Below are 23,520 nucleotides of genomic sequence, written 5' to 3' on the forward strand. Positions count from 1 at the left end.
AATAGAATAACTTACAAATTATAGGTAATTTTTATAGAGCAATGCGTGGGTAGTAACCGCACTGCTCTATCGTCTTGTTGCTTTATATTATTTAAGTCCTTGTTTGCGCCACAGTAGGTAAACCGCAGGAATAACAAGTAAGGTGAGTACAATTGCACTGCCCATACCGCCAACCATAGGTGCAGCTATTCGACTCATTACTTCGCTTCCGGTGCCTGTGCCATACAGCACAGGTAGCAAGCCAATAATAATTGTCGCGACAGTCATCATAACCGGGCGTACTCGAAGCCCTGCACCTTCAATAATAGCTTGCTGTAATTGCACTAAACTAAGTGGCTTATCTGCCTGCTCTGCTTCGATGCATTTTTCTTTATAGGCCTGGTTTAAATACACCAACATAATGACCCCAATTTCTACCGCTACCCCAGCTAAGGCAATAAAACCTACACCCACTGCAACTGAAAAGTTAAAGCCCTCTAAATACATTAGCCATACGCCACCAATCATTGCCAGTGGCAACGTAGCCATAATAATAGTGACCTCAGCAAAGCTTCTAAAATTAAGATAAAGCAACACAATAATAATCGCTAATGTAAGTGGTAATACATAAGTCAGTTTGTCTTTAGCGCGCTGCATGTATTCATACTGCCCAGCCCACGTAATTGAGTAGCCAGCAGGTAGTATTAGGTCCTTATCGAGCACTTGCTGAGCGTGCTCAACGTAAGTACCAATATCAACGCCATCTATATCAATAAAACTCCAACCGTTTAAACGTGCATTTTCGCTTTTTATACCAGGCGGTCCATCTTCAATAAATACATCAGCTACATCACCAAGTGCTATACGCTGCCCTGTAGGCGTTACAATAGGTAACAACATTAGCTCTTCTGGCGAGTCTCTGTATGCTTGCGGGTAACGCAAATTAACTGGGTAGCGCTCTTGCCCTTCTACCGTTTGTGTTACGTTTGTACCACCTATTGCAGTAGATACAACTTGCTGTATGTCGCTAATATTTAAGCTATAACGCGCCGCTTTTTCTCGGTTTATATCTACTTTTATATAACGCCCACCGGCTACTCGCTCTGAGTAAACCGATGCAGTGCCTTGCACATCTTTTAAAAGCACTTCTATTTGTTGACCAATTTTTTGAATTTCACTCAACTTTGGTCCCGCAACTTTAATGCCCACGGGAGTTTTAATACCGGTTGCGAGCATATCAATACGTGTTTTAATTGGCATTACCCACGCATTCGTCAACCCCGGAAACTTAACCAAACCGTCGAGTTCTTTTTTAAGTTTTTCAAGCGTCATACCCTCGCGCCATTCGTTTTTTGGTTTTAGCTGAATAAACGTCTCTATCATTGTAAGCGGCGCAGGATCTGTTGCAGTTTCTGCTCGCCCAACTTTACCAAATACTGTTTTAACCTCGGGTACTGTGGCAATTAGCTTGTCGGTTTGCTGTAGTATTTCGCGCGCTTTACCTACCGATAAACCAGGATACGTTGTGGGCATATACATTAAGTCGCCCTCATCAAGTGGCGGAATAAATTCACTGCCTATTTTGTTTACCGGGTAAAAGCCAATAACAGAAACAACCACCGCGAGTACCAATGTCATTTTTGGAAATTTAAGCACCCAGTTAAGTAGTGGGCGATACGCTGCGACGAGTAATCGGTTAACTGGATTTTTTTGCTCCGAAATAACTTTACCTCTAATAAAGTAACCCATTAATACCGGCACTAAGGTAATCGCAAGCCCAGCAGACGCTGCCATAGCATAGGTTTTAGTGTAAGCCAGTGGCGCAAACATACGCCCTTCTTGCGCTTCTAAAATAAATACCGGCATAAAGCTGACGGTAATAATTAATAAACTAAAAAATAATGCAGGACCCACTTCACTCGCCGATTTAGCCACAACTTCCCAGCGGTTTTCGTTGGTAAGTGGCGTTTTTTCCATATGTTTGTGCATATTTTCAATCATGACGATAGCGCCGTCGGTCATTGCGCCTATCGCTATTGCAATTCCCCCTAAAGACATAATGTTGGCGTTAATCCCCTGCCAATACATAATTATAAATGCCGTTAAAATCCCAAGCGGTAACGTAATAATCGCCACCAATGATGAGCGCACATGAAACAAAAACACCACACACACTAAAGCAACTACAATCAGCTCTTCAATTAGCTTACTTGTTAGATTATCTACTGCGTTATTTATTAAGTTGGAGCGATCGTACACAGGGACTATTTCAACGCCCTCTGGTAATCCCTTTTTAAGCGATTCTAATTTTGCTTTTACCAGCTCAATAGTTTTTTGTGCATTTTCGCCATAGCGCATAATAACGATGCCGCCGGTCACTTCGCCTTCGCCATTAAGCTCTGCAATACCACGGCGCATTTGCGGCCCGACTCTAATATCGGCTACATCAAGCAATTGCAGCGCAGTACCATTAGCGTTTACGCCAAGCGGAATAGCTTCTAGGTCGGCAACACTTTTAATGTAGCCTGTGCTTGTTACCATGTATTCAGCTTCAGCCATTTCAACTACTGAGGCGCCCATCTCTTGGTTGCCTTGCTGGATAGCGGTTTGAATAAGGCTAAGCGGAATACCATATGCGCGTAATTTATCAGGCTCTACATTGACTTGGTATTGCTTAACCATGCCACCAACAGCAGCCACTTCAGATACACCGGGCACAGTTTGTAGCTCAAACTTTAAAAACCAATCTTGTAAGCTTCGTAGCTGACTAATATCGTGTTTATTTGTTTTATCAATTAGTGCGTATAAGTAAATCCAACCTACGCCTGTTGCATCAGGGCCAAGCTCTGGCGTAGCGCTATCGGGCAATCGGTTTGCTGCTTGGCTTAGGTATTCTTGTACTCGGCTACGCGCCCAATACAAATCAGTTTTTTCATCAAAAATAACGTAAACGTACGAGTCACCAAAAAACGAAAAACCTCTTACGGTTTGCGCTCCCGGCACAGAAAGCATTGCTGTGGTGAGAGGAAATGTAACTTGGTCTTGTACTACTTGCGGCGCTTGCCCCGGATAAGTAGTTTTTATAATGACCTGAACATCAGATAAGTCAGGCAAGGCATCCACGGGCGTATTTTTTAGTGCAAACAACCCTCCACCTAGTAAAATTAATGTAAGCAACAACACAAAAAAGCGATTGCCAACAGACCAGCGAATAATGGCAGTTATCATAATGGCTCCTAGTGAGAACTGTGTTGCATAGGTTGCATAGTAGAATGATCAATCGGCTCTGCGTTTTGCGCGTTAGTAATTACAAATTCATCATTAATAATGCTAAAAGTAAAATTAATATACTGGGCATTTTCAAACTTGGTAATATCAATATCTGGCGCTAATACAAAGTCCATTGTGGCGGGTTCGCGATTCCATTTTTCAATGGCCTCTCGACTAATATTAATAATGCGATTTTGTGTATCTATGGCATTAATAGTGCCGTTAACCGTGGCGCTTTGTGGCTGTATATCCATGTTCATATTTGAGTCTGAACCAGAATCCGAACTCATACCTGAGCCAATGCTAGAACTAGGCATTTCCATTCGTTTAAAGTCGGAGCTCTTACTTGACTCAGAATCTATTAAAAATTGCGCTGAGGTCACTACCGTGTCACCTGTCTTTACACCTGACAAAATGACCGCTTCATTACTATTAATTTGCCCAACTTCGACTTCTACCGATTTAAAACGACCCTCACCTAATGCAATAACCACACGGTTTTGATGCTGCGTGCGAATTACCGCTTCTTTAGGGACTGTAAATTGCGCTTTACTCGCCTTAGCGTGAATGCTCACTTGTGCAAACATATTTGGTTTTAACCGATGATCTGCATTTTCAAACCTGAGTCTTACACGCAGCGTTCGGTTTTTAGCATCAAGCGCGGGGTAAATGTAATCAACCTTACCTTCCCACTTTTGACCTTTTAAGTAATCAAGCGTCATTGTAACGGGCAAGCCCACGCTCACTTGTTCTGATTGGCGTTCAAACACTTCTGCCTCTACCCAAATTTCATCAAGCTGAGCAATACTCATCATTGATGTGCCTGGTTTAACGTAAAAGCCTTCTCGTACTGTTAGCTCATCTACCACACCACTTTGCTTTGCGTAAAAAGTAATATTTTGCATTATCTTTTTATTTTTTTGTAAGCGCTCGATAAATCCATCAGACACATTTAACGACTCTAAACGTGCCTTTGCTGCGCGAATTAACACGGTATTATCACGATTAACCGCCAGTAAAAATTCTTCCTGTGCATTCACCAATTGTGGGGAATACAAAGTATATAAAGGCTCACCGGCTTTAACTTGTGCACCTTGCGCTTTAACATATAAACTTTCAATCCAGCCCTCTACACGCGGATGAATGTGAATAAGTTGGTCTTGGTTATATTGCACATAACCCACAGTATTTATATCGCTGTGAAGTGTTTTAAGCTCTACTTTGGCAGTTCTTACACCTAAGTTATTAATGACTGCAGGCGAAATAGTTACTGCACCTGGTCCATCCTGAGCGTTGCTATCGTTTTCATATACAGGGACTAAATCCATTCCCATTGGCGACAGCCCTGGCGCGTCACGCCTGTAATTACTATCCATAGGGGCTACCCAATATAAGGGCTGTTTTTCAGCACTTTGCTGTTCATTCATTGCCGAGCTGCTAGGTAAAAACTGCATCACTAAGGCGCCAATTAACGCAAATGCGCCCGCACCGACTAAGGCAGCAACAAGTAACTTTAAATTAGTATTCATTATGTAATTCTCCAGTTTTATCGCTCATTACTTGGGGGTCTAAGCTACTTGCATAATAATTAAGGCGAGCGGTAATAATATGCTGATCTACTTGAATATTAAGCGCGTCTATTTTGGCGTTAAGTTCACCAATGCGCGCGCGCATCACGTCAGAAAAATCCCCATCGTCGCGCGTATAAGCATTAAGTGTTGCTTGAGATTGCTCTGACATTTGCGGTAATAACGTATTTTGATAAAGCGCATCGCGTTTTTGCAAACGAGCGAGTTGGCTAAACTCCTTAAAGTACATGCCTTTGAGTTTTTGAAGCGCCACCAGCTTTTGTGTTTTAGTAGCTTCTGCACTAGCAATAGCCGATTTAACCTGTTGATCTTGTCTGTTATCAGTAAACAATGGCAAATCAATGCTAAATCCTACTGAAAGTAAATCAGCTCGCGACTCCCCCATAGGCGTTTCATCTCGGTAACCATAACCCACATTAACGCCCATTTGAGGTTTGTAACTTTGCTTGGCGAGTGCAACTTCGGTTTGCTTTGCGGTGACGGTTTTTTCTATCGCAATAATTGCGGGATGCGCCATAAGCAACTGTATTAATTTATCAAATTCAAGGTTTGCAAAATCAACCAGCCCTGTGGTTTTAGTAAATTCGGCATTTAAAGGCTGCATAAGCATATTCATAGGTAACCACTGTGCTAAACGGTTTTTAGCACTTTCAAATTGCTGCTCAAGCAAAACCAACTTATCTTCAAGGCGAGTGAGTTCTAATTGCGCACGAATAATATCTTGCTGGCGTGTTTTACCTAAGGTACTTGCGTAGCTTGCTTCGGTAACTTCAATAAGCTGAGTAAATAGCCCTTTATCTTGCTCAATTAAAGCAATACTTCGCTGAGCACGATACGCGTTTAACCACGACTCAATCACAATTGCTTTTACTTGTGCTAAGCGATCGGCGCGCTGCCAAGAATATTGTTGAGCAGACTGAGCTAATGCCTTTTGTTTAAGCGCTAAACTATTCCCTCGGCTAAACTTTTGGCTCAAATCGACTTTAAGCTGCGTCATCCCTTCTTGATCAAACGCATAACCGTTAGTAGGTAAGTTAAGTAAGCCAACCGTTAAAACAGGATCGGGTAAGGTGCCTGCGGCAATACTTTGTGCTATTGCGGCATCTTCTTGGTAGCCACTCGCTTTTAGCCATGGCTCATGCGTTAGTGCATAATTAAGCGCTTGCGTTAAGCTAAGCGTTTGCTCATTGCGGGCTTGCTTTAGCGTATCGATATTTAGGTTATTTGAATTGTTTTGCGCATTAACAGCTGTGCTAAATAATACAACACTACATAATACGGCTTTAATACTTACAGCGTGGTTCATCACCTGCTCCATCTAAAAATAAAAGAAATTCTTAAATTAAGAAGCAAAAAAGGTGTTTATGAATTACCAATAAACGGGGTTACCGCAATTTTTACATACACCTATCCTGCTATTAAGCAGACATAGGAGGGCGGTAGAGTGAACGAGGTATATTAATTTGTGTAGTAAATACACTTATATTTACTTTTTCAGATTCAAGTAAAGTAACGCTAAATAAAGTATCAACACTAAGCATTGAATTAGCAGCGCAGCCACTGATAGGGCATTTGCAATCATTTTGTGGCGTACTTTCGTCGTCGCAACAATCCATCTGCATCATATTTTCAGACATGCTAGCAACAGCTGTTGCATCACTACTGTGTGTCATTGGCATTTGGGCATGCGTTGCTGTTTTCGTTGGCAAATGTGGCATTTCGCATACCATAGCTACAGACGCAACTGCCTGACCCACAAAAGTGAGCAGTAAAGTTATCATGAGTAAACTAGAGTAAAAACGTTGCAACATTATGCCTTTTAATAAATTTTAAAATGATTGTAAGATAACCTAACGGCAACCACAAATACTTTAATTATGTAGACTGCGGTTTATCAGGTGTTTTAATTAAGTTACTCGCGATAATTGCAAATATACAATATGCGCTAAAATACCAAAAACCCTCACCAAATTGTGCATTCATAACAAGTAGCTCACCACTTTTACCATGAGCGTTACCTGCTAGGTAAGTCACTATTAATGCAATAACAAATACATCAACCATGCTCCACTTACTTAATGCACAAATAACCAGACCGAGCTTTTGCTTCAACCCATTCAAAGGTAGGCAACAATAAAGCAATTGTAATAGCAGCTTCAAGCTTGGAATAACAATAGAAAACAACCCCACTAAAGCAGCTACAAATAAATTATTATTACTAGCAAGCTCTTGAACTGTGCCTAAAATACTTTGTGTTTTGTTATAGGCGCTGATCTCGCCCTCTAACTTATCAAGCCCTAGCATATTCGAGAACATCATTAGCATGCTACGAGTCCGACCATCGCCCTCTTCAGCAAGCATTTCAATGCCCGCTTGCGCTAATTTTGATTTATCTATGTTGCCCTCTATTGTTAATACTGGTTTTGTAATACCAGGAAACAATAAACAAAGAGCAACCACTACACTTATAACCGACAACCAATTACGCATATTTATTCTGTTATTGCCTCAATAATGTCATCACTGTATAAAACAGCATCCAATAAAAAATTAAATATATCGCCAATGTGCAGCTCTGAGTTTATGTTGGCCAAATGGACCATAGCTTCATCTATTTTATCTAATTCAAACTCTTTTATAAGCGATAAACAGTTCCCTAAGATGCCGCTCTCTAATAGTAACGCATCAGATATTGCAGCATCTAAAGTAAACTCTTTAACTATGTCTTTTAATTCAGCATCTAAAATAGCATCAAGCACCGAGAACAAACCCACCAGATACCCTTGCTCGGTCAACTCTTTATTATTTTGCTCCAATATTAGCGACATAAATTGAGCCCGCGTTAAAGCAAGCTTAGTTAATTCGGTTGGTTTTTCGACCCCCAACTCACTAATTGCTAATACGCGAACAAATTGTCTTATTGTGTCCTCACCTAAATAAATAACCGCTTGTGAAATAGACGTAATGACTAAATTTGCTTTGCCTGAACGCGCGTTAGCTAGCTTTAAAACCCTCGCTGTTATGGCGACATCTCTGGCCACTCGTTGATGAACTTCTTTAAAGCAAAGTGTTTCTTTTGCTGTAAAACGCAATAGATCAAAAACGGTTAGCTTTGAAGGCTCTACACCTTTATACGTAATCATTTCTGGGCGAGAAAAAAAGAACCCTTGAAATAAATCGCAGCCAGCCAATTTTAATACATTAAATTGTTCATGCGTCTCTATTCGTTCAACAATTATTTTTGCATGTGGATTTGCGCGTTTTATTTTTTTAATGCGCATATTGGTTTTAATAACCGGATCATCTATCTCAATTTTTATGTAATCAACATGTGCTAACAGTGGCTCCCATTTTGGATCGCCATCGTAATCATCTAACGCAAAAACATACCCTTCTTTTTTAAGTTCTTGCACACGCTCAGCCACCGCAGGAATATTACCCGTGCGCTCCACTATTTCAATAACACTATTTTCTGGCAATAAAAGTTTGGGGAAGTTATCGAGAATAGTTTCTGATGACAAGTTTATAAAAGCTAAATGATGTGCGGTAAGTCTATCTAAACCAACCAACATTAAAGCATTAAAAAATAGGCGGCTTGTCGCATGGACATCTGAAGTGCCTACAGGAAACGCATTATTGGCTGAGTCTCTATAAAGCAATTCGTACGAGAAAACATTCTGGTCTATATCAAAAATAGGTTGCCGCGCAACAAACTGAGTTATTTTTTGTACTTCATCAGGTATGTTATGTAATTTCACTTGGCTCTAAACCTTTAAATAAAAGATGGCAAAACAGCCAATAATATGTGTACTTTAATGCAACACGCATAAGATAAATATAGTCGTCATTGCAAAAACGTTAAAATTACACAACACTAATATAAAATATTAATATAAAAGGTAGAGATTTGACTAACTTTATTCGGTTATTAGTACTGAGCCCTCTGCTATTTGTATTTTTTAGCTATGCCAGCATTAATCCTACTCCCCTCAAATATAATGTTAGCGCGTCAGGGAGTCATTATCCATATTATACAAATGATCCAGAAAAGCCTGGCATATTACCCGAAATTATTGAAAAAGTACTCGATGATGCCAATATTGCAGCTTCTCATATCGACCTACCTACAAAGCGTATTACCAAATATTTACAAGATGAAATAATCGATTTTGATGTTATTTCATTAGAATGGCTCTCAAAGAGTGAGAGAAATGACCCTCATTATGTTTTTTCAGAGCCGCTTATTTATGCCACAGAAATGATTGTTACCTTGCCTAAAAATGCCCAGCATTGGCAAAGCGCTGATAGCTTGAAGGGTAAAAATATAGGAACGGTACTAGGTTACTATTACTTTAATGACAACACCTTTGAGCGTGTTGACTTTCCATCCGAAAAAGAACTTATGACAGCCCTATCAAGAAACCGTGTAGAAGCTGCACTAGTAGGTAAGTTAACTGCGCTCTATTGGGCAAAGCAGTTAGGGATAAACATTGCCTTTGGCGCACAGCATTCCCATGGTTTTTTAAGAATTCGCTTATTGAGCAAACACAAAGAATTATTGCCCCAGATAAACCTAGCAATTAAAAACCTTCACGCTCAAGGATATATAAAAACTATTGAAGATAAGTATATGAGTAATATACCCACACAAAATTAAGGGACTAATGGCGCAGAGCTCGTGTTTTGGAGTACAATAGCAGCAAATGTTAACTCGACCAGAATCAGAAAGAGCCCCATGAGTATTGAAAAAGCCTTAATCGAACGTAGTAATAATCAATGTGAATTGTGTGCAGCCACCGAGAACTTATCTGTTTATGAAGTACCACCGGTAACTGAAACCCACTCAGATAAATGTATTTACACGTGTCAAACATGTAAAGATCAAATCGAGAATAACAGCGAAATAACGCCTACGCATTGGCACTGTTTAAACGATAGCATGTGGAGCCAAACTCCTGTAGTACAAGTTGTAGCTTACAGAATGCTTTCGCGTTTAGCGCCTGATAATGGCTGGGCACAAGATGCGCTAGACATGATTTACCTTGAAGAAGATACGCTAACGTGGGCTAAAAAAGCACTTGCTGAAGATGACGATTTAAAGCATGTAGATAGCAACGGTGTAGTACTTCAAGCAGGCGATACTGTTACCCTAATTAAAGACTTAGACGTTAAAGGTAGTAGCCTTACAGCTAAACGCGGAACAGCTGTTCGTAATATTGGCCTAACCAGCAACCCTGAACATATTGAAGGGCGAGTTGACGGCCAGCGCATAGTTATTTTAACTAAGTTTGTTAAAAAATAATCGTTTGTTTTTAATTATTAAAGGCGCTAATGCGCCTTTTTTTATGTTTAAAATAAGTTAAGGAATGATTAAGTCACTAGGTAATACACTAGGGGGATAATATTGAGTAAGGATAACAAACATGGAAAAGCATCAAGCAGTACATTCACGTAAAAAAGCACTTACAGGACTTAGTTTATTAGCACTGAGCGCTTTTGCTATAACCGGTTGTGATCAACAAACAAAGCCGACTGAAAATACAGAGCAAGCAAAATCAATATCGACTCTAACTACCCAAGTTAGCTACAAAGATCGCAGTATGCTTCGCCCCGGTTCACAGTTAATAGTTACGCTTTCGGATGTATCTAAAATGGATGTAAAAGCAGATATAATAACCCAAGAAGTGATTGATATTACCCAAGCCCCACCATTCACTGTAGAGCTAACTTATGATGCCAGTAAAGTTAACGATAAACACCGCTATAGCCTAAGCGCCAGAATCATAAATAAAGACAAAGTACTTTACACAAGTACCACAAATAACGACCCATTTAGAGAATCACAGCTAACTGGCCCTTATAAAATTGAGCTTTCAAAAGTATCCGTTGAAAAGCCAGACATAACGCTTACAAACACGTACTGGAAAGCAATAACAATCAATGCTCAAACAGTAAATGTTAGAACTAAAGAGCCGTTTATTCAGTTCGATAAAGACTACCGTGTTAATGGCTTTTTAGGCTGTAATAATTTTAGCGGAAGTTATAGCACCGAGCAGCACACAATTACACTTAGTCAGTTAGCGAGTACAAAAAAGATGTGTTCGGAGAATATGGACCAAGAGGCAGCTATGTCTAACGTACTTAACAATACTTCAAAGTGGGAAATTACAGGCGAGTCACTAAAACTTAAAAACAACAGCGGTAATACGCTTGCTACTTTTAACGCAGTTTATTTTAATTAATATTTAGCTCCCTAATATATGTGTTACCTAACACATTCGTATTGATTTTAAATAAAATGCCCAGCAAAACTGGGCATTTTATCATTCATTGTAAGCACTATTTAAAGCTACTCATCAACGAGTTGTTCACTTCTGTAAAAACCACTTGGCTCACTCAACAAATCAACAAGTTCAGGCATTATTGCATCCATTGTTTGCTTTAGCTTCCATGGAGGGTTAATCACAATCATGCCAGATGCTGTCATGCCGTGTACGTCAGTGTCCGCTTCAGTGCCTAATTCAAATAGCTGAATGTTGCGCATTCCTGAATCAATTAAGCCCTGCTCCATATTATCAATGCGCTCTCTGTCTACTACCGGATACCAAATCATATAAGTACCTGTAGCAAAACGCTGATGAGCTTTAACTAAGGTTTTTACAACCGTTTCGTAGTCATCTTTAATTTCGTACGGAGGGTCAATTAACACACACGCTCTTCGAGATGCTGGTGGTAATAATCCTACTAAGCCGGTAAAGCCATCTTCTCCGCGCACACGAATGGAGCGCTTACCTTGCATATTTTCTTCAAGTAATAATAAATCGCGCGGGTGCAGTTCAAAAAACCAACCCTTATCTTGGCGGCGCAAGTAATGCTCTGCAATTTTTGGTGAACCCGGATAAAATGCAAGTTCGTCAGTGTCGTTAAATGACTTAATTAATTCAATGTACTCATTAAGCTCAGCATGTTCACTTTTATGTTGCCAAAGTTTTTCAATACCATCTTGATACTCTTGCGTTTTTTGCGCATCAGCAGCTGCCAGTTCAAAAAAGCCAGCACCTGAATGCGTGTCTATATAATCAAGCGGTTTATCTTTAATTGTTTGGTAATTTAGTACTTGTGCCAGTACTAAATGTTTAAGTACATCGGCAGGATTACCCGCATGAAATGAGTGTCTGTAACTAAGCATTATTTATTTTCGCCATACGCAATTTAATATCGTAAGTGAACCATAAGCACTAGGCTTTGGCAACTCACACCAAGATAAGAGAGTGTTAAAGTGAACCATTTCTGAATGAAAAAGCTCATATGCTGAATTATCCCTTAACGCAGAAGAAAAATCAGCTAAAACCACCGTAAATGCTGGCAAATCAACACACTTTGCTTTACATTTGCATGACATTAATTACAGTTATATGAGCGCCTTTATGAACAACACTACTCTTCAACAACTCGAACAACTGATCGATTCTTTAATCGAACGTAATAATCAATTACAAACAGATGTTGCTACTTTAAAAGAACAGAACACTAAACTAAGCGATGAAAACGAATTACTACAGCTTGAAGCTTTAGAAAATGAAGAAAAGCAAAAAGATGCCAGCACTACTTTATCTGGTCTTCTTGATAAATTACAAAGCGCACAACAGGCTAGCTAATGTCTGAGCTGCAAAACCAGCGGGTCACTGTTGAGTTGCTAGGTAAAGAGCAGCAATTTGCTTGCCCCGAAGGGCAGGAAGATGCATTAATAGCAGCAGCTAAAAATCTAAATGGCTTAGTTGAGCAAATGAAACAACGCTCAACCGTTAGAAACGATCAAAAAGCTCTACTAATGGCAGCATTAAACTTAAGCCACGAATTGCTAGAAGCAAAAACACAGGCTACAGTTGAACAACAGCATCAAGACCAATTGATTGATAAACTCAGTCAGCATTTGGCAAATGACCCCAAACACCAAAAATAAAAAGCGCATACTGCGCTTTTTGTTTATTATTAAAGTAATTAAACCTCAGCGTAGAGATAATAAATGAAGTTAAAACTTTCAAACATAACCTCTTCATGTAAGCACTTACTATTGTCATGCACTTTACTATCAATAGCACCTAGCACCTACGCTGCCGTTATTTGGAATACAATAAACCCTCATATTCAGTTTTTAAAGCAACAAGACAAGCTTCGCTTTTACGATTCTAACCAAGTATTAATTGAAGGCGAAAAATGTGCCCTACTGGTTGATACGAGTGCCAATTTTGCTGCAGTTGAACAACTTGCTAAAGATTTAAAAAAACGCCTTAAAACACCTTTATGCTATTTGGTTGCCACGCATTACCATGACGATCACTTGCTCGGTATGGCTGTTATGCAAAATTTTTATCCTGATGCCAAGCTCGTTGTTCATCAGCAAGTAAATAAAAATTTTAGCCTTTACCAAACAGCATATACCGACAAACTAGACACCTATGAAAAGAGCATTGAGCTGAGCTACCAACGATTAGCGAATGTCCCTAAAGAAGAGCAACCTAAATGGCGTGATAAGTTAAAGCTTGCAAAAAAGCGACTTTTTCGCTGGCAGGAGTATCAGCTTAGCAAACCCGAAATAGTCATTAATAGTCGTAAAATTATCGACCTTGGTGGTTTTGAGGTAACGCTTGAGCCGCAGCAAGCCCATACTAACGGTGATTTAACTATTACTACTAATAATGGCAGTGTGCTGATTGGTGGCGATATCGTTGACTGGCTTCCTTACCCTGGACACGGTGAACTTAAAAGTTGGCAAACGTTGCTTAAGCAATATATTAACGACGAAAAGCTCACTATTATTATACCTGGCCACGGCGGCACATTAACAAAAGAGCAGCTGAAACAGCCACTATCATTTTTAACAGCCATAACAGAGCACGTTAAAAACAATAAAGATCAAAGTATTGAGCAGTTAATGCTATCGTTTCCTGAATCAGTTATTGAGCCTTATAAACAAGAAGCGCTTAATATAAAATCGAGCAACTTCTTTTTACAAGCTGGCCTAAATCGCGCAAAAAGCGCAGAATAACTCAACACAACGGATTGTGTTAAAATAATAAAAGGAATTTACAAAAGTGATCACTATGCGCAGTTTGGTTTTATGTTGTTTGGGTATTTTGTTATTTGGTTGTCAATCAACGGAGCAAGAACCACAAGACGCTCCACAAATATTTACTCATTTTGAGCCTGACTATACTTATGATATTGACGAGGAAGTAGCTCAAACGCCTCAAGTTAATGAGCCAGTTACGCCACTTCAATTCAAAAAAACAATCGTAAAAAAGCGCCCACCAAAAACCACCGATCTGTGGGTGCATATAGCCAATAATCTACACTTTACGATTTATCAAAATCGCGCTTTAAAAAAGCGTATCAGCTGGTATGCAAAGCAACCTAACTACTTACAAACGGTGAGCAAACGCGCAGCGCCTTACCTGTATCACATCGTAAAAAAAATTGAGCAAAAGCAATTACCTATGGAGCTCGCATTACTACCATTTGTAGAAAGCGATTTTAGACCAACAATAGCCTCATCACAGCAAGCTGTTGGTGTTTGGCAGTTAGTTGGCGCAACGGCGCATCACTTTGGTGTTAAGTCAGACCAATGGTATGACGGGCGCCAAGACGTACTTGCTTCAACCGATGCTGCACTTGATTACTTAAGTTACTTACATAAACGCTTTGATGGTAATTGGCTACATGCTTTGGCCGCTTATAATAGTGGTGAAGGCCGTGTTAAACGTGCAATCGAAAAAAACAAAAAACGCGGTAAAAGCACCGATTACTGGTCGCTCAGTCTGCCAAAAGAAACTGCTGACTATGTACCCAAATTACTCGCTTTAAGTTATTTAGTTAAACATCCACAAAAGGGCATTAAACGCCCAAAGCTAGCATATAAACCATTTACAACACAGATGAACATAGGCCAGCAGTTCGACTTTTCAGTCATTGCCAAGCTCTCTGGTATAGGTTCAAAGCAGTTACATGCTATTAATCAGGGATATTTAAAAAATCAAAGCTCACCTAACGGGCCGCATACTTTACTGCTGCCTATAGGGCAAGAAGCATTATTAAAAAGTCAGTTCTTCAAATCAAACTTTGCTGGAGAGTACATCGTTAAACAAAACGATACGCTTTACAGTATCGCCAGGCGTTTTAGTATGTCTGTAAAAGCTTTGAAACAACTTAATAATAAAAATAATAATTTAATAGGTGTTGGAGAAAAGTTATTAGTTGGGCAACCTAAAACTCTGCCAAGCACATTAACTGTTGATTACAAAATCAGCCCTTATTTAGAACACCAAGAGATTGCGATTCCCACCATTGAAATAGATTACGAAGTTAAGTCAGGCGATAGCCTTTGGAGTATAAGTCAGCTTTACGATGTACCTCATAGCGACTTGGCAAAATGGAACAAACTCTCTGCATCGAGCATTTTAAAGCCTGGCACTCAATTAGTACTGTTTATACCACAGGCTGAAAAGCAAAAAGCAGCACCAATAAAAAAAGATTTTCTGCTAAATTTACAAAAAACACTAAATCAGCCACGTTAAGTTTATAAACAAGTATATTTCGCGTAAAATTGCGCCCTAACATAGTTATTATTTGAAGAGACAAGCATGCAAATTAGCAAAAATTCAGCAGTTGAATTTCATTACACCCTTAGCGAAGCGGGCGAGCAAATTGAAAGTAGCACAAACGAAGCGCCACTTACTTACATTCATGGCAGCGAAGGCATGCTTCCTGGTTTAGAAAAAGCACTTGAAGGTAAAGAAGCCGGCGAAAAATTTAGTGTAACTCTAGAGCCAAGTGAATCGTACGGCGAGCGTGTTGATGATTTAATTCAACGTATTCCGCTTAAGCACCTACAAGGCGACGTTAAAGTATGGAAACCAGGTATGACAGCAATGGTTAGCTCTAACCAAGGTCGTCATCAGGTTACTATTGTTAAGGTTGGTCGTTTTAACGCAGATTGTGATTTAAACCACCCATTTGCGGGCAAAACACTAACGTTCGACGTTGAAGTTGTATCTGTACGTGAAGCAACAAGTGAAGAAGTTTCTCACGGACATGTGCACGCTGAAGGCGGCTGTGGTCACTCTCACTAGTTAGCGATAAAGGAAGTAAGTATGTCTAAAGTTGCAGTAGTTACAGGTGGTACAAAAGGAATTGGTCTAGCCGTTGTAAAGCGTTTGCTAAGTAATGGCTATAAAGTACATAACCTTGATATAGAGCCAAGCGAAACTGGTATATTTCATCAGTGTGATGTAAGTGATGTATCGGCGGTACAAAGCTGTATCAACGCTATCTGTGAACAAAGCAAACGCATTGATGTACTTGTTTCTAATGCTGGAAAACACTTAAGCGCAAATATAGAAAGCACCGATGAGCAAACTCTCGATGCACTTTTTGCGCTTAATGTTAAAGGCGCCTATGCCGCAGTACAAAGCGTATTGCCAAGCATGAAAGCGCAAAATAGCGGCGCTATTATATTAGTCGCATCCGATCAAGCAATTATAGGTAAGCAAAACTCTTTTGCGTATAACCTAACAAAACATGCCCTTGCCTCAATGGCCAAAACAACGGCGCTTGATTACGCGAGCTTTAATATTAGAGTAAATGCGGTATGCCCTGGCACAATAGAAACCCCGCTATTTCATAACGCGATAGATGCGTACTGCGCAAAAAGTGGCGCAAACAAAGCTGAAATAGTTGCCGAGGAAGCAAGTCTGCAACCGCTTAACCGATTAGGTCAAGCCAACGAAGTTGCTGCCCTTGTGAGCTTTTTAGCAAGCGACGATGCCAGCTTTATTACTGGTAGCTTACAAAGTATTGATGGCGGCTATACAGCCCAATGAGCATGCAAATTATTGACCCTCATGTGCATTTTTTTAATCTTGCCGAGGGGCAATATACTTGGCTACAAGGCGAAAACCCACCAGCATGGCCTAACCTAGAAAAAATTAAACAAGCAATAAGTGCAGAGCAACTTGTTAAAAGTACTGATTTTGAACTTGCGGGTATTGTGCACATTGAGGCTGGGTTTGATAATCAATCACCTATAAACGAGTTAAACTGGCTAAGCTCGCATTTAAAAAACCTTTCGTTTAAGGCTATTAGTTACAACCAAATTGATGCGCCCGCAGAGCAATTTAATCACGCGCTAAATGCACTGGCTCATTCAAGCCTTTGTGGTATAAGAGATATAACCGAAGACGATGATGCAGTGAGACTAAAAAGCCCTCATTGTATTAATAACCTTAATTTATTGGCTACAAATAAACTGCATTTTGAAGCTCAATTTGATATTGAAAATAGCGAAATAACCAAACAAATAGCTTACTACGCTAAGCAGCTACCGCAGCTTCAAATTATAATTAATCATGCAGGACTACCAAGTAATTTAAATGACTGGCAACAAGGTGCTGAGTTACTTGCTCAGCACGACAACATAGCAATTAAATTCTCTGGTTTTGAATTACTTAGGCTCACCAGTGAGCAACAAGCCGCGTGTTTTAATTTTCTTTTTAATCACTTTGGCCAGCAGCGTATTATGTTTGCTAGCAACTTCCCTGTGTGCCAAATAAATACAAGCTACAACAACCTATGGCACTGCCATAAGGCGTTATGCTCAAACGATAAGACATGGCATGACCTTAGCTATGCAAACGCTAAGCACTACTACCAAGTTTAAGTAAAACTAGTTATATTAAACTCTCTTTTTATAATAATACGGCCAATTTATGAAAATGTACTTTTTACTAATCGTTGTATTTTCTGCGTTTTTTCTCAATGGCTGCATATCTCAAAATCCAGACCCTACACCTAAGCTGCAACATGCTCTACTGGCAAAGCCAAATAAAACAGCCGTTAGCAAAGCAATTAAAACACTTGTACATATACAAGAAACTCAATTAGCTGAGAATGTATTTACTACCAGCAGCACAGTAACCCTTAGCAATGTGGATGGTAATAATATTATCGACACGCAAAGTCGCAATACACCCGATCAGTTTGAATTGATGATTAAAGGCAAGCAATGCTATATACGCCACCTTGATAGTAAAGCCACTATTGAGCTTAAAGACGTAGAATGTAGAATTAACGAGTTATAACAAGCTAAAACTTTACCAAACAAGTAAAAGCCGGTAAGTGACTAATCACTTACCGGCTTTTTAATGCATGACCTAAAGTTAGGTTAAAAGACTATTATTTTATTTCTACGCGTTGAGAACGCATAACAATCTCATCATTTAATTCAATACCCAACCCTGGCTCTTCTGACACTTCAAAGAAACCATTTTTAGGTTGTGGGTCTTGTAAACATAACTCGCGGTTCCACTTTTTAATCGCATAAGTGTGGTGCTCATGAATCAAAAAGTTAGGGATAGCCGTTTCTAAGTGCAGTGATGCTGCTGTTGCAACAGGCCCGCCACATACGTGAGCTTGAATACGCACATCAAAAATATCAGCGTAATCACACACTTTTTTGGTTTCGGTAAAACCACCACATAAACCAATATCAGGTTGTAGAACATCAATACTTTGATCTTCTAAGTACGGGCGCACACCCCAGCGATTATACAAACGTTCACCACCAGCAATTGGCACATTAACTTTATCTGCTACTTTTGCATGTAATGAATGGTTTAAATAGTTAACTGGCTCTTCAAAGTACATACAGTCAAATTCTTCTGCAATTTCACCTAGCTGAATAGCTGTTGTAACACCTGGTAAACTGTGGCATTCAAAAATAATATCCACTTCGTCGCCTACTGCTTCGCGAATAGCTTGCATGCGCGCACGGTATAGCTTCATTTCAGTACGTGAAATTATTTTTGTACGATCGTAATAAGTATTGCCGTCTTTATCGTACTGAATTGGATCTACTTTTACTGCATCGTAACCTTCGGCCATCGCCTTTAAAGCCGCTTCTGCATATTCTTGCGGTTGTACTAGGGCTTTAAATTCGCTATCCCAGTCAAACTGTAATTGCGAAGCGTAAGTGCGTAGTTTGTCGTTAACTTTACCGCCTAATAACTGGTATACAGGTAAACCAAGCGCTTTACCTTTTATATCCCAAAGTGCGGTATCAATTGCGCTCATTGCAGCATATACAACAGGTCCGCCGCCTAAACCCCAAAAGCTTTCACGTAACATACGTGACCATAGTTTTTCTGTTTGAAATGGGTCGTGGCCTATTAAAAAGGCGTCGGCCATTTCTTTAATCATAGCCGCTGCAGCACTGTGACCTAAATCGTATGCAAGGCCCGCTTCGCCAACACCACTAATACCTTCGTCAGTATGAATACGTACAAACACAGGTGTCCAAGAAGGTCTATCAGGACAGTGAATATCAAATACTTCAACGCGATTTACTTTCATTAAAATTCCTTATTAACCGCTATGGGTTATTTTGCAAAACTAGGGTCAAGTCGATACGCTTTACGTAACATCGCAGGCCACGCAAGTTGCCCGCCAGTGCTGCCACTGTGTACTACGTTTGCTTGATTATAAATATTGTCGATTATAGGTTGCGGTACTTCAATCACCTCTTGCGAGCTTGATTGTAGTGCTAGTTGTATTTCACACGCTCGCTGTAAATCATAAAAGCGCATAAACGCATCGCCTACCGTTGGGCCTACTGTTAAGCCACCATGATTTACCAATAACATATGGTTAGTGCTGCCCAAATCATCTTGCAGCACTTTTCGCTCGTCGTCGTTTACTGCAAGCCCTTCGTAACCATGATAAGAAAGCGATGGCAGTGAAAACATTGAATATTGGCTAAGCGGTAATAAACCATTTTTTTGTGTAGCGACTGCGATTGTTTCTTTGGTATGAAGGTGAATAACACAATGAGCGTCTTCGCGTACCTCGTGAATCGCACTGTGAATAGTAAATCCAGCTGGATTAATACTAAATGGCGTATCGTCAATAATGTTGCCGTCTAAGTCGACCTTTACTAAATTAGAGGCAGTTACTTCATCAAAGGTTAAACCAAACGCATTCACTAAGTAGTGGTCGGTGCCAGGTAAACGTGCTGATAAATGCGTATAGATTAAATCCCCCCAACGAAAGTGCTCTACCAGTCTATAACACGCGGCTAAATCAACACGAAGTTGCCACTCTTGTGCTGATACTTTATTTTTTAAATCGAGTTGGGGTAAATCAAACATAATGAGCCTTATAAAAACGTACATTATTAACCTGTACGAACAGATGTTTAGAAGTCTAAAGCAGTCTCTATTTTATAGCAAACACCAAACAAAACAGCCACACTATTGTGTGGCTGTTTATAAAACTAAAATACCAATTGCATTAAAATGGTATAACTGCGTAAATTATTTTACGTTAGCTAGGTAATCTGCAATTGCTTCAAACTCTTCATCAGTTACCGTTGCAACCATTGCTTTCATAGCCATGGTCATACCGTTATTACGTGCACCTGATTTGATGTCTTTCATTTGCGCTACTAAGTAGTCTTTGTTTTGACCGTTTAGTTTAGGGTACATACCCATAATTGGTGCTTTACCTTCAGCGCCATGACAAGTTTGACAATTTTTAGCGGTATAAAGTGCAGCGCCATCGGCAGCTGCTGCATTAAACGAGAAGCTTGCGGCTAAAGTAATACCCGCGCCTAATAGTAGTGTTTTCATCTTGCTCATTGTATTTACTCTTCTTTTTTGACGGTTAGAAAAACTGTTCTATTGATTGTAGTAAACAATCAAATAAAAAGCATACGTACGAAACGACGCTAGACGATCAACTTAACCAAAAACCGCTAACTCGTTTCTATCTCACTTTTATATACTTTAGCAAATAAAAATGAGCTTACCCTTAATAACTTATTACCACACTATATCATCTGGTACTTCAAAGTCTGCGTATGGGTCATCTTCATCTTTTGGTTTGCTTTCTGGCTCTACATGAAAAACAATATACTTTTCGTCAACTTCAGCCACTTTGCGTGCTGGTTCGTCGTCTAGTACGTAAAATTTCCCTTCTAGTACACAAATAGCTAAACGACCGCCCGATAACGCTTTTTGCGTTTTCTCGTTCACGTCGATATTTTTTACTTTATTTTGATAAGTAAAATTAAATGTGCGCTCACCACGAATAGCGTCTTGGTTGTGGTGCTCTAAAATTTGTTTAACACGCGCTTCTTGTTCGCGCTGCTTTAAGCTCACTTGGCGTGTTTGGTTAAGCTCTTCAGCTTTTTTTTGCTGCTCTAGCTTGGTTTGTTGAATATGCTTTTGCAGATCACTTGGGTTGCTAGTAGCCCCTTTCTTTTGCTTTTTTTGTTGCTTACGCTTTTCTGATTTAGCAACTTTAGCATTATGCGATGTTGTTAATCCTGCTTGAAGCAATTGGTCTTGTAATGAACCCATGACTTTGTTCCACTAAAAACTAATATTATCGCTATTTTAATCACCAACGAGTTCAAATAACAGCGCTATCGACATTAATCTAGCAAACTAGTTAAAACAAACCATGATATAGCGCAATGACTATGGTTTTAATTATGAATTAAAACCAATTTTTAATACAATACCACGCAACCAATCAGCAAATGCACAAGCCATATAATGCGTTTACCTCATCTACTCGTTTGCTCGGTATTTATATTTTTTGTGCTTTATGCACCGCAACCCCTACTTAGCCTTTTTGCGAGCGAATTTAATGTAGCACCTGCGGTAGCTGGCAGCTTAATGACTGCAACTATGCTGCCCTTAGCCATTGCCCCGCTCGTTTATGGTTTATTTTTAGCAAAAATAAATCCACTACTTATATTACGTATTGCAATGGTGCTTTTAGGCCTTAGCTGCTTACTTTTTGTTTATGTACCTAGCTTTGAGCTTTTATTATTAGTCAGATTTTTACAAGGTTTAACGCTCCCCGCAGCTTTAACAGCAATGACTAGCTATATAGGCATGAGTTATAGCGCTGATACACTTCAAAAAAATATGACCCTATATATTGGTAGCAGTATAGTTGGTGGTTACTTTGGACGCGTGTTTGCCGCTTTGTTTAGCGACTTATGGAATTGGCAGAGCTTTTATTACGTAATTGCTTTTATGCTTATTTGCTTAGCTTTGACAGTTAAGCATTCTCGCTTTACAAACCCAGCTAAACAGTCGCAGCTCTCCCCACTCGATTACATTAAACAACTTAAAGAAGGCGCTGTACTTAAAGTTTACGGCGCCGTTTTTTGTATGTTCTTTTGTTTCGCGGCACTACTTAACTACTTACCGTTTATATTACAAAACACGTTTTTAATTACCAATACTCGTGACATAGGTTTGGTTTACAGTGGTTATTTAATTGGTGCCCTCGCCTCTATTGCTGCACCTTGGTTACTTAAAAAAGTCCCTTCGCCTTGGCACTTATTAACTGCGGTATTTAGTTTTTATAGTGTGAGTATTATTTTATTAATGAGCCATCAGCTTAGCTTATTTTTAATCGCATTTACTTTGTTTTGTGGTGCTATGTTTGTGATTCATTCAACTGCCGCACCGCTCGTTAATAAAATAAGTAAAGCCCCACCAAGTGTAACCAATGGCGGATATGTATCGTTTTATTACAGTGGTGGCGCATTGGGGTCGTTATTACCCGGTGTGGTATACCAACATCATGGGCAAACAGCGTTTATGTTTACGCTGCTTGCGGTTTGCTTATGTGGTTTATCGTTAATTATGTGGGCTTATTTTGAGGGTAAAAATACAACGCGCGGTTGATGCTTTGTGTAATTAAAAAATGTTTCTAAATCAGCTTTACTAAGCAACCATGTTTGGGTGTTTTCAAACGGATGACAATGAAACAAATCACCGTGCCAAATATCTTGGTCAACCCATAAGCTCACTTCGTTTTGCTTATCATTTAAAAGAGCCAACATATTACAAACAACGCCCTCTTAGTTGTACACTCAAATCTCGCCATAAAACATCATTAACTTCATGCTTGTTGTCGCAATACTTACGATCTTTTAGCTCCTGATTTAATAATTCAACTGCTTGGTCTTCTAGCTGTAACTTCAGAATGCTCGACTCTTCAAAATGCTCTTTCTCTATATACTGCTTAACCTCACCACGACTTGGTCTCTTATTAGAACCACGGTCAAGGTTAAAGTTTTCACGATGCTTAGCTTTTACCGAAACAACATAAGCAAAAAGCTTATTGCCTTGATCATCTTGCTTTTCGTGAAACTGTTTATTATTTATTTCAAAAGGCGGCTCATCATTTGAGGCACAGCCAGCGAGTAAAACCATAAGCGCTAGAACACATTTTTTCATTGTTTTTTATCGTTTTAGTTTTGAATTAAGCCGAGTCTAACAAAAATTGACGTAAACAGTGAAAATTTACGAAAAAATACTTGACCAAATTTATAAAAAAACTTAAAGTTCGTCCCGCTTGGAACTCAGCAGTCAAGCAGTTACATTATATGTAACTTAGGAATGTGGGGCTATAGCTCAGCTGGGAGAGCGCCTGCCTTGCACGCAGGAGGTCAGCAGTTCGATCCTGCTTAGCTCCACCACTTTCCTACTCCTTTTCAAATTCGTTCTACTCTTCTATTTTTCCACTGTTTTTATTGTTTTTTGACACCCTAATATTCTAATTTTTCATTCTATATAATTTTAAATTTATCCATTCAACTTGTGTC

The 23,520-nt window shown here is 39.5% G+C and carries 24 protein-coding genes, 1 tRNA gene and 1 pseudogene; 13 read left to right on the forward strand and 13 right to left on the reverse strand.

Annotated elements, in window-relative coordinates; translation table 11 throughout:
* Positions 1-87: 87 nt before the first annotated feature.
* The 6 genes from H5161_RS01975 to H5161_RS02000 form a co-directional block, all read right to left on the reverse strand.
* Complete coding sequence (locus H5161_RS01975) at positions 88-3,207, reverse strand: efflux RND transporter permease subunit (protein ID WP_182768569.1); 3,120 nt, start codon at positions 3,205-3,207, stop codon at positions 88-90.
* Positions 3,208-3,215: 8 nt separating this feature from the next.
* The gene (locus H5161_RS01980; RefSeq protein WP_182768570.1) at positions 3,216-4,778 is read right to left on the reverse strand and encodes an efflux RND transporter periplasmic adaptor subunit; all 1,563 of its coding nucleotides are present in this window, start codon (positions 4,776-4,778) and stop codon (positions 3,216-3,218) included.
* Positions 4,768-6,144 carry a TolC family protein gene (locus H5161_RS01985; RefSeq protein ID WP_182768571.1) on the reverse strand — a complete coding sequence of 459 codons (1,377 nt, stop codon included), beginning with the start codon at positions 6,142-6,144 and terminating at the stop codon, positions 4,768-4,770. The genes H5161_RS01980 and H5161_RS01985 overlap by 11 nt, the downstream gene beginning before the upstream one ends.
* Before the next feature lie 112 nt (positions 6,145-6,256).
* Entirely contained in the window at positions 6,257-6,619 is a 363-nt protein-coding gene (locus H5161_RS01990; RefSeq protein ID WP_310737003.1) for a hypothetical protein, read from the reverse strand.
* 94 nt (positions 6,620-6,713) lie between these two features.
* A complete protein-coding gene (locus H5161_RS01995; protein WP_182768573.1) occupies positions 6,714-7,328 on the reverse strand; it encodes a paraquat-inducible protein A in 615 nt (204 codons plus the stop codon).
* Positions 7,329-7,330: 2 nt separating this feature from the next.
* Complete coding sequence (locus H5161_RS02000) at positions 7,331-8,596, reverse strand: EAL domain-containing protein (protein WP_182768574.1); 1,266 nt, start codon at positions 8,594-8,596, stop codon at positions 7,331-7,333.
* A gap of 149 nt (positions 8,597-8,745) precedes the next feature.
* Between H5161_RS02000 and H5161_RS02005 the strand changes: the two genes are divergently transcribed.
* From H5161_RS02005 to H5161_RS02015, 3 genes are all read left to right on the forward strand, one after another.
* The gene (locus tag H5161_RS02005) at positions 8,746-9,495 is read left to right on the forward strand and encodes an ABC transporter substrate-binding protein (protein WP_182768575.1); all 750 of its coding nucleotides are present in this window, start codon (positions 8,746-8,748) and stop codon (positions 9,493-9,495) included.
* A 78-nt stretch (positions 9,496-9,573) separates the two neighbouring features.
* Entirely contained in the window at positions 9,574-10,140 is a 567-nt protein-coding gene (locus H5161_RS02010; protein ID WP_182768576.1) for an alkylphosphonate utilization protein, read from the forward strand.
* Between the two features lie 121 nt (positions 10,141-10,261).
* The gene (locus H5161_RS02015) at positions 10,262-11,080 is read left to right on the forward strand and encodes an META domain-containing protein (RefSeq protein WP_182695512.1); all 819 of its coding nucleotides are present in this window, start codon (positions 10,262-10,264) and stop codon (positions 11,078-11,080) included.
* A gap of 107 nt (positions 11,081-11,187) precedes the next feature.
* On the opposite strand, the gene H5161_RS02020 is transcribed toward H5161_RS02015, so the two are convergent.
* Entirely contained in the window at positions 11,188-12,027 is an 840-nt protein-coding gene (locus H5161_RS02020; RefSeq protein ID WP_182671457.1) for a 23S rRNA (adenine(2030)-N(6))-methyltransferase RlmJ, read from the reverse strand.
* A gap of 238 nt (positions 12,028-12,265) precedes the next feature.
* Between H5161_RS02020 and zapB the strand changes: the two genes are divergently transcribed.
* The 8 genes from zapB (at position 12,266) to H5161_RS02060 (ending at position 17,974) form a co-directional block, all read left to right on the forward strand.
* Entirely contained in the window at positions 12,266-12,496 is a 231-nt protein-coding gene (gene zapB, locus H5161_RS02025; RefSeq protein WP_002957855.1) for a cell division protein ZapB, read from the forward strand.
* Positions 12,496-12,801 (forward strand): cell division protein ZapA, encoded by a 306-nt coding sequence (locus H5161_RS02030; RefSeq protein ID WP_182768577.1) that lies wholly within the window; start codon positions 12,496-12,498, stop codon positions 12,799-12,801. Before zapB ends, H5161_RS02030 begins: the two co-directional genes overlap by 1 nt.
* A gap of 63 nt (positions 12,802-12,864) precedes the next feature.
* The gene (locus H5161_RS02035) at positions 12,865-13,887 is read left to right on the forward strand and encodes an MBL fold metallo-hydrolase (RefSeq protein ID WP_182768578.1); all 1,023 of its coding nucleotides are present in this window, start codon (positions 12,865-12,867) and stop codon (positions 13,885-13,887) included.
* 55 nt (positions 13,888-13,942) lie between these two features.
* On the forward strand, positions 13,943-15,412 hold the full coding sequence (locus H5161_RS02040; RefSeq protein WP_182768579.1) for a LysM peptidoglycan-binding domain-containing protein: 1,470 nt from the start codon (positions 13,943-13,945) through the stop codon (positions 15,410-15,412).
* Between the two features lie 66 nt (positions 15,413-15,478).
* On the forward strand, positions 15,479-15,967 hold the full coding sequence (locus tag H5161_RS02045) for a peptidylprolyl isomerase (protein WP_002957860.1): 489 nt from the start codon (positions 15,479-15,481) through the stop codon (positions 15,965-15,967).
* Positions 15,968-15,988: 21 nt separating this feature from the next.
* Entirely contained in the window at positions 15,989-16,717 is a 729-nt protein-coding gene (locus H5161_RS02050) for an SDR family NAD(P)-dependent oxidoreductase (protein WP_182768580.1), read from the forward strand.
* Positions 16,714-17,553, forward strand: coding sequence for an amidohydrolase (locus H5161_RS02055; RefSeq protein WP_182768581.1), 840 nt, complete (start codon positions 16,714-16,716; stop codon positions 17,551-17,553). The genes H5161_RS02050 and H5161_RS02055 overlap by 4 nt, the downstream gene beginning before the upstream one ends.
* 49 nt (positions 17,554-17,602) lie before the next feature.
* The gene (locus H5161_RS02060) at positions 17,603-17,974 is read left to right on the forward strand and encodes a hypothetical protein (protein ID WP_024595815.1); all 372 of its coding nucleotides are present in this window, start codon (positions 17,603-17,605) and stop codon (positions 17,972-17,974) included.
* 94 nt (positions 17,975-18,068) lie between these two features.
* Here the strand turns inward: H5161_RS02060 and H5161_RS02065 are convergent, their stop codons facing one another.
* The 4 genes from H5161_RS02065 to H5161_RS02080 all read right to left on the reverse strand — a co-directional run bounded on the left by H5161_RS02065 (position 18,069) and on the right by H5161_RS02080 (position 21,250).
* Complete coding sequence (locus H5161_RS02065) at positions 18,069-19,244, reverse strand: mandelate racemase/muconate lactonizing enzyme family protein (RefSeq protein WP_007375956.1); 1,176 nt, start codon at positions 19,242-19,244, stop codon at positions 18,069-18,071.
* 26 nt (positions 19,245-19,270) lie between these two features.
* Complete coding sequence (locus H5161_RS02070) at positions 19,271-20,038, reverse strand: class II aldolase/adducin family protein (RefSeq protein ID WP_010554363.1); 768 nt, start codon at positions 20,036-20,038, stop codon at positions 19,271-19,273.
* 165 nt (positions 20,039-20,203) lie between these two features.
* Entirely contained in the window at positions 20,204-20,527 is a 324-nt protein-coding gene (locus H5161_RS02075) for a c-type cytochrome (protein ID WP_002957866.1), read from the reverse strand.
* 183 nt (positions 20,528-20,710) lie between these two features.
* Positions 20,711-21,250, reverse strand: a complete 540-nt coding sequence (locus H5161_RS02080; protein WP_024595813.1) for a DUF2058 domain-containing protein — start codon at positions 21,248-21,250, stop codon at positions 20,711-20,713.
* Positions 21,251-21,448: 198 nt separating this feature from the next.
* Here H5161_RS02080 and H5161_RS02085 point away from each other — a divergent pair, with 198 nt between their 5' ends.
* Positions 21,449-22,597 carry an MFS transporter gene (locus H5161_RS02085; RefSeq protein ID WP_182694031.1) on the forward strand — a complete coding sequence of 383 codons (1,149 nt, stop codon included), beginning with the start codon at positions 21,449-21,451 and terminating at the stop codon, positions 22,595-22,597.
* Here the strand turns inward: H5161_RS02085 and H5161_RS02090 are convergent.
* Positions 22,564-22,758, reverse strand: a pseudogene (locus H5161_RS02090) (prolyl-tRNA synthetase associated domain-containing protein); the annotation flags it as partial. The gene H5161_RS02085 and the pseudogene H5161_RS02090 overlap by 34 nt on opposite strands.
* Entirely contained in the window at positions 22,757-23,152 is a 396-nt protein-coding gene (locus H5161_RS02095; protein WP_182694033.1) for a hypothetical protein, read from the reverse strand. The pseudogene H5161_RS02090 and the gene H5161_RS02095, both read right to left, overlap by 2 nt.
* A gap of 166 nt (positions 23,153-23,318) precedes the next feature.
* On the opposite strand from H5161_RS02095, the gene H5161_RS02100 reads away from it, so the two are divergent.
* Positions 23,319-23,394: transfer RNA gene (locus tag H5161_RS02100), tRNA-Ala, on the forward strand.
* Positions 23,395-23,520 lie beyond the last annotated feature (126 nt).

The organism is Pseudoalteromonas sp. SG43-5 (assembly GCF_014164345.1).
Classification (GTDB): Bacteria; Pseudomonadota; Gammaproteobacteria; order Enterobacterales; family Alteromonadaceae; genus Pseudoalteromonas; species Pseudoalteromonas distincta.

What these genes read in the sequence shown, in the direction of transcription:
- H5161_RS02045 (WP_002957860.1), top strand. Translation starts at nt 15,479, where the DNA reads ATGCAAATTAGCAAAAATTCAGCAGTTGAATTTCATTACACCCTTAGC.
- H5161_RS01985 (WP_182768571.1), bottom strand. Translation starts at nt 6,144, where the DNA reads ATGAACCACGCTGTAAGTATTAAAGCCGTATTATGTAGTGTTGTATTA.
- H5161_RS02015 (WP_182695512.1), top strand. Translation starts at nt 10,262, where the DNA reads ATGGAAAAGCATCAAGCAGTACATTCACGTAAAAAAGCACTTACAGGA.
- H5161_RS02095 (WP_182694033.1), bottom strand. Translation starts at nt 23,152, where the DNA reads ATGAAAAAATGTGTTCTAGCGCTTATGGTTTTACTCGCTGGCTGTGCC.
- H5161_RS01980 (WP_182768570.1), bottom strand. Translation starts at nt 4,778, where the DNA reads ATGAATACTAATTTAAAGTTACTTGTTGCTGCCTTAGTCGGTGCGGGC.
- H5161_RS02020 (WP_182671457.1), bottom strand. Translation starts at nt 12,027, where the DNA reads ATGCTTAGTTACAGACACTCATTTCATGCGGGTAATCCTGCCGATGTA.
- H5161_RS02065 (WP_007375956.1), bottom strand. Translation starts at nt 19,244, where the DNA reads ATGAAAGTAAATCGCGTTGAAGTATTTGATATTCACTGTCCTGATAGA.
- H5161_RS02085 (WP_182694031.1), top strand. Translation starts at nt 21,449, where the DNA reads ATGCGTTTACCTCATCTACTCGTTTGCTCGGTATTTATATTTTTTGTG.
- H5161_RS02030 (WP_182768577.1), top strand. Translation starts at nt 12,496, where the DNA reads ATGTCTGAGCTGCAAAACCAGCGGGTCACTGTTGAGTTGCTAGGTAAA.
- H5161_RS01975 (WP_182768569.1), bottom strand. Translation starts at nt 3,207, where the DNA reads ATGATAACTGCCATTATTCGCTGGTCTGTTGGCAATCGCTTTTTTGTG.
- H5161_RS02070 (WP_010554363.1), bottom strand. Translation starts at nt 20,038, where the DNA reads ATGTTTGATTTACCCCAACTCGATTTAAAAAATAAAGTATCAGCACAA.
- zapB (WP_002957855.1), top strand. Translation starts at nt 12,266, where the DNA reads ATGAACAACACTACTCTTCAACAACTCGAACAACTGATCGATTCTTTA.
- H5161_RS02055 (WP_182768581.1), top strand. Translation starts at nt 16,714, where the DNA reads ATGAGCATGCAAATTATTGACCCTCATGTGCATTTTTTTAATCTTGCC.
- H5161_RS01990 (WP_310737003.1), bottom strand. Translation starts at nt 6,619, where the DNA reads ATGATAACTTTACTGCTCACTTTTGTGGGTCAGGCAGTTGCGTCTGTA.
- H5161_RS02010 (WP_182768576.1), top strand. Translation starts at nt 9,574, where the DNA reads ATGAGTATTGAAAAAGCCTTAATCGAACGTAGTAATAATCAATGTGAA.
- H5161_RS02075 (WP_002957866.1), bottom strand. Translation starts at nt 20,527, where the DNA reads ATGAGCAAGATGAAAACACTACTATTAGGCGCGGGTATTACTTTAGCC.
- H5161_RS02050 (WP_182768580.1), top strand. Translation starts at nt 15,989, where the DNA reads ATGTCTAAAGTTGCAGTAGTTACAGGTGGTACAAAAGGAATTGGTCTA.
- H5161_RS02080 (WP_024595813.1), bottom strand. Translation starts at nt 21,250, where the DNA reads ATGGGTTCATTACAAGACCAATTGCTTCAAGCAGGATTAACAACATCG.
- H5161_RS02035 (WP_182768578.1), top strand. Translation starts at nt 12,865, where the DNA reads ATGAAGTTAAAACTTTCAAACATAACCTCTTCATGTAAGCACTTACTA.
- H5161_RS02040 (WP_182768579.1), top strand. Translation starts at nt 13,943, where the DNA reads ATGCGCAGTTTGGTTTTATGTTGTTTGGGTATTTTGTTATTTGGTTGT.
- H5161_RS01995 (WP_182768573.1), bottom strand. Translation starts at nt 7,328, where the DNA reads ATGCGTAATTGGTTGTCGGTTATAAGTGTAGTGGTTGCTCTTTGTTTA.
- H5161_RS02060 (WP_024595815.1), top strand. Translation starts at nt 17,603, where the DNA reads ATGAAAATGTACTTTTTACTAATCGTTGTATTTTCTGCGTTTTTTCTC.